Source organism: Pseudonocardia sp., assembly GCF_025965585.1.
Lineage (GTDB): Bacteria > Actinomycetota > Actinomycetes > Mycobacteriales > Pseudonocardiaceae > Pseudonocardia.
In genome coordinates this window covers 1-9,119 of the sequence record NZ_JAOPWR010000493.1, presented here as the reverse complement: position 1 = coordinate 9,119, position 9,119 = coordinate 1, and the positions used below count along the sequence as shown (strand labels likewise).

Sequence of the window (9,119 nt, the reverse complement as noted above, 5' to 3'; positions counted from 1 at the left end):
TCGGGGGCGGTGCGGGCGGGCGGGCGCTGCTCGACCGCGGTGCGGGCCTCCGGGGCTCGGGAGGTATCGGTCCGGGCCCCGTTGTCGCCGCGCGTGCCGTTCTCGACGCGGGTGCCGCGGGCGTCGTCGGTGGCGGTGGCGCGCAGCTCCTCGACAGGCGTGGGCTCGGATGCGTGCTCGTCCTGCCGGGCGATGTCGATCACCGGGCCGACCGTGCGCAGCGGGCGCGCAGGCAGGCCCTCCACCAGGTCGGTCGCGTGCTCGTCCACGGCGGTGACCGTGCCGCCGTGCGCCCCGGGCTGGAACGTCCACAGCGCGCGGTTGTCCGAGCGCCCGGCCCGCCACGACAGCGCGACGACCCAGCGGCCGTCCTCGCCCTTCCAGGAGTCCCACTCGGCGTCGGCGTAGTCCTGGCCGCGCAGGCCGAACGTGTGGGCGACGACGTCGCCGAGCATGCGGGTGTCGGGCCCGTCGGCGCGGACGGGATGCGCGCGTTGCGCGACCTCCGCCGTGCGCGAGCGCTCGAGCAGCACCGGGTAGGCGAAGCGTTCGATCTTCTGCTGTGGAACACCCGCCGCCGCGGCGACCTGCTCCACGGACGCTCCGGCGCGGATTCGGGCCTGGATCTCACGTGGACGCAACTGGCTCTCCAACTCGATCGCGATCTGTCCGAGCCGGGTCAGATCCCCCCGGGCGGCAGCGCGCAACTGCTCGTCGGCCGGCACGCTGAAGCGCTCTCGACGGTCCGGGTCCTCGAGGACCACGGAGAGTTCCCCGTCGCCCTCGGTGATCCCGACGACCCGCAGCGCCCGCATCGGCGGCCTCCCCGCTCTCTCTTACCCGTCCGGGTGACGGTAGTTGCCGAAACGCAACCTGCGACGGAGGCGCGCCGGGGCGGTATCCCCGCTCCGACGAGGGAAAGTGCTAGTCCACACCCTCGTGCACACGCAGCGTGTCATGCCGATCGCATTTGGTAAAGCTGGGGCTGGAGTTGCTGGTGTGACCATCGGGCGCTGCTGAAACGCAGCGAGGCGCGACGGCCGCCCGGGAACGGCCGTCGCGCCTCGCCCGGCGCGCTGAAGATCAGCTCTGGCGCTCCACGACCCAGTCGATGCACGCCGTCAGGGCGCTGACGTCGTCCGGGTCGACCGCCGGGAACATGCCGATGCGCAGCTGGTTGCGGCCCAGCTTGCGGTAGGGCTCGGTGTCGACGATGCCATTGGCGCGCAGGACCTTGGCCACCGCGGCCGCGTCCACGGCGTCGTCGAAGTCGATGGTGCCGACCACCTGCGAGCGGTGGGCCGGGTCGGCCACGAACGGTGTGGCGAACGAGGACTTCTCGGCCCACGTGTAGAGCCGGCCCGAGGAGTCGGCGGTGCGCTCGACGCACGCGTCGAGGCCGCCGAGGCCGTTCATCCACTCGATCTGCTCGGCCATCAGGATCAGCGTGGCCACCGCGGGGGTGTTGTAGGTCTGGTCCTTGAGCGAGTTGTCGACCGCCGTGGCCAGCGAGAGGAACGGCGGGATCCACCGGTCGGACGCGGCCAGCTCCGCGACGCGCTCCAGCGCGGCCGGGGAGAGGATCGCGGTGTAGAGCCCGCCGTCGGAGGCGAAGCCCTTCTGCGGCGCGAAGTAGTAGGCGTCCGCGTCGCGGATGTCGACCGGCAGGCCGCCGGCGCCGGACGTGGCGTCGATGACCACGAGCTGACCCTCGAGTGCGGCCTCCGGGCGGACGACCGGCACCGACACGCCCGTGGACGTCTCGTTGTGGGCCCAGGCCAGGATGTCGCACGACGGGTCGGCCTGCGGCTCGGGCGCGCTGCCCGGCTCGGCCTTGACCACCACCGGGTCGGCGAGGAACGGGGCGCCCTTGGTGGACTCGGCGAACTTCGCGGAGAACTCGCCGTAGGTCAGGTGCAGCGCGCGCTCGCGGACGAGGCCGAACGCGGCGGCGTCCCAGAACGCGGTGGACCCGCCGTTGCCCAGGACGACCTCGTAGCCGTCGGGGAGGGAGAAGAGGTCGGCCAGGCCGGACCGCACACGCCCGACCAGAGACTTCACCGGCTTCTGCCGGTGGGAGGTGCCCATGACGTCGCCGGAGGCGGCGAGCACGGAGAGGGCCTCGGGGCGGACCTTCGAGGGTCCGCAGCCGAAGCGGCCGTCGGCGGGCTTGAGTTCGGCGGGAATCTGCAGGTCGGTCGACGTCGAAGCGGTCACCTCCTCAGTGTTGCACCGCGCCGGACCCTGATCGGGTGCGGGTGCTCACGCCCCCCGGTCGGCCCGCCCACGACGAACGGCACTCTCGTCGGTACCTGTCGGACGAGAGTGCCGTTCGTCGGAGCTGTGATCCGGGCGGGATCAGCCGTGCTGGATCTCACTCCAGCCCTCGACGGCCTCGGGCTCGCGGGGGGCCGGCCCGATGTACTGCGCGGACGGGCGCACGAGCTTGTTCTCGCGCTTCTGCTCCATGATGTGCGCCGACCAGCCCGCGGTGCGGGCGCTGGTGAACATCGCGGGCATCATGTGCGGCGGCACCTCGGCGAAGTCGAGGATCACGGCCGCCCAGAACTCGACGTTGGTCTCGATGGGGTGGTCCGGGCGCCGCTCGCGCAGCTCCTTCAGCGCCGCCTGCTCCAGCGCGACCGCCACCTCGTAGCGCGGCGCCTTGAGCTCCTTGCAGGTGCGGCGCAGCACGCGGGCACGGGGGTCCTCGGCCCGGTAGACCCGGTGGCCGAAGCCCATGAGCTTCTCCTTGCGGTCGAGGATGCCCTTGACCAGCGCGGCCGGGTCCTCGGTGCGCTCGGTCTCCTCGAGCATCGGCAGCACGCGCGCCGGCGCACCGCCGTGCAGCGGGCCGGACATGGCGCCGATGGCACCCGACAGCGACGCGGCCACGTCGGCGCCGGTGGAGGCGATGACGCGCGCGGTGAACGTGGAGGCGTTCATGCCGTGCTCGGCTGCCGACACCCAGTAGGCGTCGACGGCCTTGATGTGGGCCGGGTCGGGCTCGCCGCGCCAGCGGGTCATGAAGCGCTCGGTGATCGTCGTGCTCTCGTCGATGCGCTTCTGCGGCACCGCCGGAACGCCGATGCCGCGGGCGGACTGCGCGACGTAGGACAGCGCCATCACCGACGCGCGGGCGAGCTGCTCACGCGCGTCCTCGTCGGAGATGTCGAGCAGCGGGCGGTAGCCCCAGTAGGGCGCGAGCATGGCGAGGGCGGCCTGGACGTCGACCCGCACGTCACCGGTGTGCACCGGGATCGGGAACGACTCCGCGGGCGGCAGGCCCGGGCCGAAGCGACCGTCGACGAGCAACGCCCAGACGTTGCCGAAGGTGACCCTGCCGACGAGGTCCTCGATGTCGACACCGCGGTAGCGCAGTGCGCCACCGTCCTTGTCCGGCTCGGCGATCCGGGTCCGGAAGGCGACGTGCCCCTCCAGCCCTGACTTGAAGCCTGGTGGCGGCGGCGGTACCGCCTCGTCGCCGGCGGTTCCCGGGGCGGTAGGCGCAGTGGTCACCGCGACCTCCTCATCGTGGTCGGTGGTTGGCGTCACCTTGCACCGGCGCCACGCCCGGGGCAACGGGGCAGCCGGGTGGCATCGGTCACCAGCGTTGTGGGGAGGGGAGCAGGCCACATACGGTCGTGGGCCGACGTAGACGGGGGAGTCTCCATGGCGGAGCAGCAGCTGGCCGGGATGCGGGTCGACTACCGCACCGAGGGATTCGACGTGGACATGCTCGCGCCGACCTGGCACGAGCAGCTGACCGCCTGGCTGGCCGAGGCCGAGGAGGCCGGGGTCGTCGAGGCCAACGCGATGGTGCTCGCCACAGCAGGCGAGGACGGCAGGCCGTCCTCGCGCACCGTGCTGTGCAAGGGCCTCGACGAGCGCGGCGTCGTCTTCTACACCAACTACACGTCCGCGAAGAGCCGCGACCTGCGCCAGACGCGCTACGCCTCGGCCACCTTCCCCTGGTACCTGCAGCACCGGCAGGTGCACGTGCGCGGCATGGTGGAGATGGTCTCCGCGGCCGAGACCCGGGCTTACTGGTCGTCGCGCCCGCGGGGTTCGCAGCTGGGGGCGTGGGCGTCGGCGCAGTCGGTGGTTGTGCGCGACCGCCGCGTCCTGGACGACGGGCTGGCCGCCGTCACCCAGCGGTTCGACGAGCAGCCGGTGCCGGTGCCCCAGCACTGGGGTGGCTGGCGGATCGTGCCCGAAGAGGTGGAGTTCTGGCAGGGCCGCACCAACCGCATGCATGACCGCCTGCGCTTCGTCGTCAACGGCCACGACCGCAGCTGGACGGTTCGCCGCCTGGCCCCGTAGCCCCACCCCCGCGAGTCGACGGAACGGCGCGCGAGGCGACACCCCCGCCTGCGCGGGTCGACACGTTCTGGCGCGTGGGTCGGCGGCCACGGCGCACGGCGACCGCGGCACGACCGGCGCGCGCGTCCCTCCCCACGCTCGCGTTCCGGCGTGCGCGCCGGTGACAGAAGGCGCGCGGACCGGGATGGTGGTGATCCCGCAGCCGAACTGACGAGGCCGCGGGCGCTGCGAGGTGGTAGTTCTGGTGCGTGAGCAGCCGCCGGCCTGAGCCGCCGACCCGCCCGAACAAGGCGAAACCGGCAATGGGGGAGCAGGTCACGGCCGCGATCGGGGCCGGCCCGGACGCGCCGACGCGGGCGATCCCGGGACGGCGTCGCCTCTCGGGGGCCGTGCGAAGGGCCCTCGCCGACACCCGTCCGCTGCAGGTCCCGGCCTACCGGCGGCTGTGGCTCGCCGGCGTGGTCACGGTGGTCGGCGCCCAGCTCTCGGTGGTCGCGGTCCCGACACAGATCTACGAGCTCACCGGCTCGTCGGCATGGGTCGGGCTGACGGGGCTGTTCGGCCTGGTGCCACTCGTGGTGTTCGGGCTGTGGGGCGGGGCGATCGCCGACGCCGTCGACCGGCGGGTGCTGCTGCTCGTCACCGGTGGGTTCATCGCGGCGAGCTCGCTGGCCCTGTGGGTGACGGCCGCGAGCGGCGTCGGCGGCGTGTGGCTGGTGCTCGTGCTGTTCGCCGTGCAGACGTCGTTCCTCGCGATCAACCAGCCCACCCGCAGTGCGGTGATCCCACGGCTGATCCCGGCCGACCAGCTTCCCGCGGCCAACGCGCTGAACATGACCGTCGCCCAGGTGGGTGCGATCGCCGGGCCACTGCTGGCCGGCGTGCTGATCCCGGTGGTCGGGCTGTCGACGCTCTACCTCATCGACGCGGTCTTCCTGCTCGCCACGCTGTGGGCCACGTGGCGCCTGCCGACGATGCCGCCCGAGGAGGGGGCGTCGCGCAAGGCGGGCATCCGGGAGATCGTCAACGGCTTCCGCTACGTCGCGATGCACAAGGTGCTGCTCGTGTCGTTCCTCGTCGACGTCGTCGCGATGGGCTTCGGGATGCCGCGGGTGCTGTTCCCCGAGATGTCGGAGCGGACGTTCGGTGACCCGCTGGGCGGCGGCCCGGCGCTGGGTCTGTTGTTCGCCGCCATCCCGATCGGCATGGTCGTTGCGGGGCTGCTCTCGGGCTGGTTGCAGCGCGTGCGGCGGCAGGGCGTCGCCGTCGTGTTCGCGGTCGGGCTCTGGGGACTGGGTGTCGCGCTGTTCGGCCTGACGGGGTCGCTGTGGCTCGCGGTGCTGGCGCTGGCCGTCGCGGGGGCGGGCGACCTGGTCAGCTCGGTGTACAGGTCGTCGATGCTGCAGACCGTGGCCACCGACGAGATGCGCGGCCGGATGCAGGGCGTGTTCATGGTCGTGGTGGCCGGCGGCCCGCGGGTGGCCGACCTCTGGCACGGGGGCGCGGCGGTCTGGATCGGGCCCGGGACGACGGCCACGGTCGGCGGGATCGCGGTGATCGTCGTCACCGTGCTGGTCGTGATGAGGTTCCCCGACTTCTGGCGCTACCGGGGGCCCGTCGCGGGAGACCGCGCGGCCTGAGCCCTCGTCCGCGAACTCACAGGGCCAGCGCGGGCGCAGCCACCCCCCGGAGCACTAGCGTTGCGCCCAACAACGCATACAGATTGAGTGTGAGGGAACCTCCACATGGCCGACGAGAAGACCACCGCTGTTCTGCAGTACCCCAGCGGCGACCACGAGATGCTGATCAAGCCCGCCACCGAGGGTGCGGCCGCGTTCGACATCGGGAAGCTGCTGCCCGCCACCGGGCTCGTCACGCTCGACTCAGGCTTCGGCAACACGGCTGCCTGCAGCTCCGAGATCACCTACATCGACGGCGACGCAGGGATCCTGCGCTACCGCGGGTACCCGATCGACCAACTCGCAAACGGGTCGTCCTTCCTCGAGGTCAGCTACCTGCTGATCTACGGGGAGCTGCCGACCCAGGCCCAGTTGGACGACTTCACCACCAGGATCAGCCGCCATACGCTGCTGCACGAGGACCTCAAGCGCTTCTTCGATGGCTTCCCGCGCGACGCGCACCCGATGCCGGTGCTGTCGTCCGCCGTGAGCGCGCTGTCCACCTTCTACCAGGACAGCCTCGACCCGTTCGACCAGGACGCCGTCGAGCTCTCCACGGTCCGGCTGCTGGCCAAGGTCCCGACGATCGCGGCGTACGCCTACAAGAAGTCGATCGGGCAGCCGTTCCTCTACCCGGACAACTCGCTCGGGCTGGTGGAGAACTTCCTGCGCATGACGTTCGGCTTCCCGGCCGAGCCCTACGAGGTCGACCCGGCCTTCGTGAAGGCGCTCGACACCCTGCTGATCCTGCACGCCGACCACGAGCAGAACTGCTCGACGTCCACGGTGCGCATGGTCGGCTCGTCGCAGGCCAACCTGTTCGCCTCGATCTCCGCGGGCGTCAACGCCCTGTTCGGCCCGTTGCACGGCGGCGCCAACCAGGCCGTTCTCGAGATGCTCCAGAAGATCCAGAAGGAGGAGAACGGCGATGTCGAGGCGTACGTCAACCGGGTCAAGAACAAGGAGGACAAGGGCGCGCGGCTGATGGGCTTCGGGCACCGGGTCTACAAGAACTACGACCCGCGCGCGAAGATCGTCAAGCAGAACGCCGACGAGATCCTCAAGAAGCTGGGCGTCACCGACCCGCTGCTCGACATCGCGATGGCGCTGGAGGAGAAGGCGCTGGCCGACGACTACTTCATCGAGCGCAAGCTCTACCCGAACGTCGACTTCTACACCGGCGTGATCTACCGGGCCATGGGCTTCCCGACGAAGATGTTCACGGTCCTGTTCGCCCTGGGTCGGCTCCCCGGCTGGATCGCCCACTGGCGCGAGATGATCAACGATCCCACCACGAAGATCGGCCGCCCGCGGCAGCTGTACGTCGGCCCGACCGAGCGCGACTTCGTCCCCATGGGCGACCGCTGACCCTCGCGTTCGATGCGGGTGCACCGGGCGACGAGCACAGCCTCGTCGCCCGGGGTGCGCACCTGACCTCTCCCCGACGCGCGACGGTCCGTAGACCTGGCTAACGTCGCTCCCCGTGGAGTCCGCCGTCGTCTGGTTCCGTCGTGACCTGCGGGTCGCCGACCAACCCACGTTCCTCGCAGCGGCGGAGGCAGCCGGCCGTTCGCTGGCGCTGTTCGTGCTGGACCCCGCGCTCGTCGAGCCGTCCGGGGCGGCGCGCCTGACGTTCCTCTACGGCGCCCTGCGCTCCCTGGACGAGGCGCTGGGCGGCCGGCTGCTGGTGGTCCGGGGTGATCCCGCCGACGTGGTGCCGCGCGTCGCCGCCACGGTCGGGGCGGGCGCGGTGCACGTCGCCGCCGACTACGGCCCCTACGGCCGCACGCGCGACGAGACCGTCGGTAAGGCGCTTGCGGACGACGGGCGCGAGCTCGTCCGTACCGGCTCGCCGTACGCGGTGGCGCCGGGCCGCGTCCGCAAGGCCGACGGCGACCCGTTCAGGGTCTTCACCCCGTTCCGGCGGGCCTGGGGCGAGTACGGCTGGAGCAAGCCCGCGGGCACGGACGCGTCCACGGTCGAGTGGATCGACCCGTCGGACAAGGACGGCGGACCGCGTGCCGTCCGGATCCCCGACGACGTGCCGGTGGACGCCACACTGCCCGAGGCGACCGAGGCGGCCGCCCACGAGCGCTGGCACGCGTTCCTCGACGGGGACGCCGGAAGCTACAAGGACGTGCGGGACCGGCCCGACAAGCCCGGCACCTCCCGAATGTCGCCGTACCTCAAGTACGGGCTCATCCACCCCCGGACGATGCTGGCCGACCTCGCGTCCCGGTCCTCGGAGTCCGTGGCGACCTACCGCACCGAGATCGCCTGGCGCGAGTTCTACGCCGACATCCTGTTCCGGCGTCCCGACTCGGCGCGGCAGAACTACGACCGTTCCTTCGACGCGCTGCCCACCGCGTCCGGCGCGGCAGCGCGCGTGGCGTTCGAGGCGTGGTGCGAGGGCCGCACCGGGTTCCCGATCGTCGACGCCGGGATGCGCCAGCTGCGCGCGCGGGCGTGGATGCACAATCGGGTGCGGATGATCGTCGCGAGCTTCCTCGTGAAGGACCTGCACCTGCCGTGGTGGTGGGGCGCCCGGCACTTCATGCGGCTGCTGGTGGACGGCGACCTGGCCTCCAACCAGCACGGATGGCAGTGGACGGCCGGCAGCGGCACCGATGCCTCGCCCTACTTCCGGGTGTTCAACCCCATCACGCAGGGGGAGAAGTTCGACCCGGACGGCGACTATGTGCGCGAGTTCGTGCCCGAGCTGCGCGGCGTCGCGGGCAAGGCCGTACACCAGCCGTGGGCGCTGCCGGGCGGGATCCCCGACGGCTACCCGGAGCCGATGGTGGACCACAGAACGGAGCGTCTCGAGGCCCTGGCACGCTATGAGCACGTCAAGGCCTCCCGGGGCTGAGCTGCTCCATATGGGGTAGGAATGACGCGGGACAACACCGATCGAGTGAAGGGTGGTCCGGTGGCAGGAGGATCGAGGCGTCGTCGGCGGTGGATCGTGCTCGCCCTGGTTGCGGGCGGCGGTGGTGCGTGGTTCGTGCGGTCGCGCGCGCGTGCGAAGGCCCCCGCGCCGATCCGCGTGTCGGGCGCCGGGTCGCGGCCGGCGGTGACCCCGCCGCCGACCCCGTCTGCAGCCCGGCCGTCCGCGCC

Annotated in this window: 7 protein-coding genes; 4 read left to right on the top strand and 3 right to left on the bottom strand. The window is 71.9% G+C overall.

Translation table 11 applies throughout. The features are described from left to right. The 3 genes from sepH to JWR81_RS30270 all read right to left on the bottom strand — a co-directional run. Nucleotides 1–815, bottom strand: an 815-nt coding sequence (gene sepH, locus JWR81_RS30280; protein ID WP_297660695.1) for a septation protein SepH, incomplete at its 3' end; no start/stop codon positions are given. 268 nt (nucleotides 816–1,083) lie between these two features. Further along, the gene (serC, locus tag JWR81_RS30275) at nucleotides 1,084–2,217 is read right to left on the bottom strand and encodes a phosphoserine transaminase (RefSeq protein ID WP_297660694.1); all 1,134 of its coding nucleotides are present in this window, start codon (nucleotides 2,215–2,217) and stop codon (nucleotides 1,084–1,086) included. Nucleotides 2,218–2,358: 141 nt separating this feature from the next. Next, nucleotides 2,359–3,441: a citrate synthase 2 gene (locus JWR81_RS30270; protein ID WP_297660698.1), complete on the bottom strand. Its 1,083-nt coding sequence runs from the start codon at nucleotides 3,439–3,441 to the stop codon at nucleotides 2,359–2,361. Nucleotides 3,442–3,672: 231 nt separating this feature from the next. Here JWR81_RS30270 and pdxH point away from each other — a divergent pair, with 231 nt between their 5' ends. The 4 genes from pdxH (at nucleotide 3,673) to JWR81_RS30250 (ending at nucleotide 8,871) form a co-directional block, all read left to right on the top strand. Next, a complete protein-coding gene (gene pdxH, locus JWR81_RS30265) occupies nucleotides 3,673–4,323 on the top strand; it encodes a pyridoxamine 5'-phosphate oxidase (RefSeq protein WP_297660692.1) in 651 nt (216 codons plus the stop codon). A gap of 248 nt (nucleotides 4,324–4,571) precedes the next feature. Then, entirely contained in the window at nucleotides 4,572–5,963 is a 1,392-nt protein-coding gene (locus JWR81_RS30260; protein WP_297660690.1) for an MFS transporter, read from the top strand. A gap of 105 nt (nucleotides 5,964–6,068) precedes the next feature. Beyond that, complete coding sequence (locus tag JWR81_RS30255) at nucleotides 6,069–7,370, top strand: citrate synthase (protein WP_297660686.1); 1,302 nt, start codon at nucleotides 6,069–6,071, stop codon at nucleotides 7,368–7,370. Nucleotides 7,371–7,485: 115 nt separating this feature from the next. Further along, entirely contained in the window at nucleotides 7,486–8,871 is a 1,386-nt protein-coding gene (locus tag JWR81_RS30250) for a deoxyribodipyrimidine photo-lyase (protein ID WP_297660683.1), read from the top strand. The last annotated feature ends 248 nt before the right edge of the window (nucleotides 8,872–9,119 follow it).

Bases quoted from the DNA above. Each gene is read 5' to 3' on its own strand.
- pdxH (WP_297660692.1), top strand. From the start codon at position 3,673: ATGGCGGAGCAGCAGCTGGCCGGGATGCGGGTCGACTACCGCACCGAG.
- JWR81_RS30255 (WP_297660686.1), top strand. From the start codon at position 6,069: ATGGCCGACGAGAAGACCACCGCTGTTCTGCAGTACCCCAGCGGCGAC.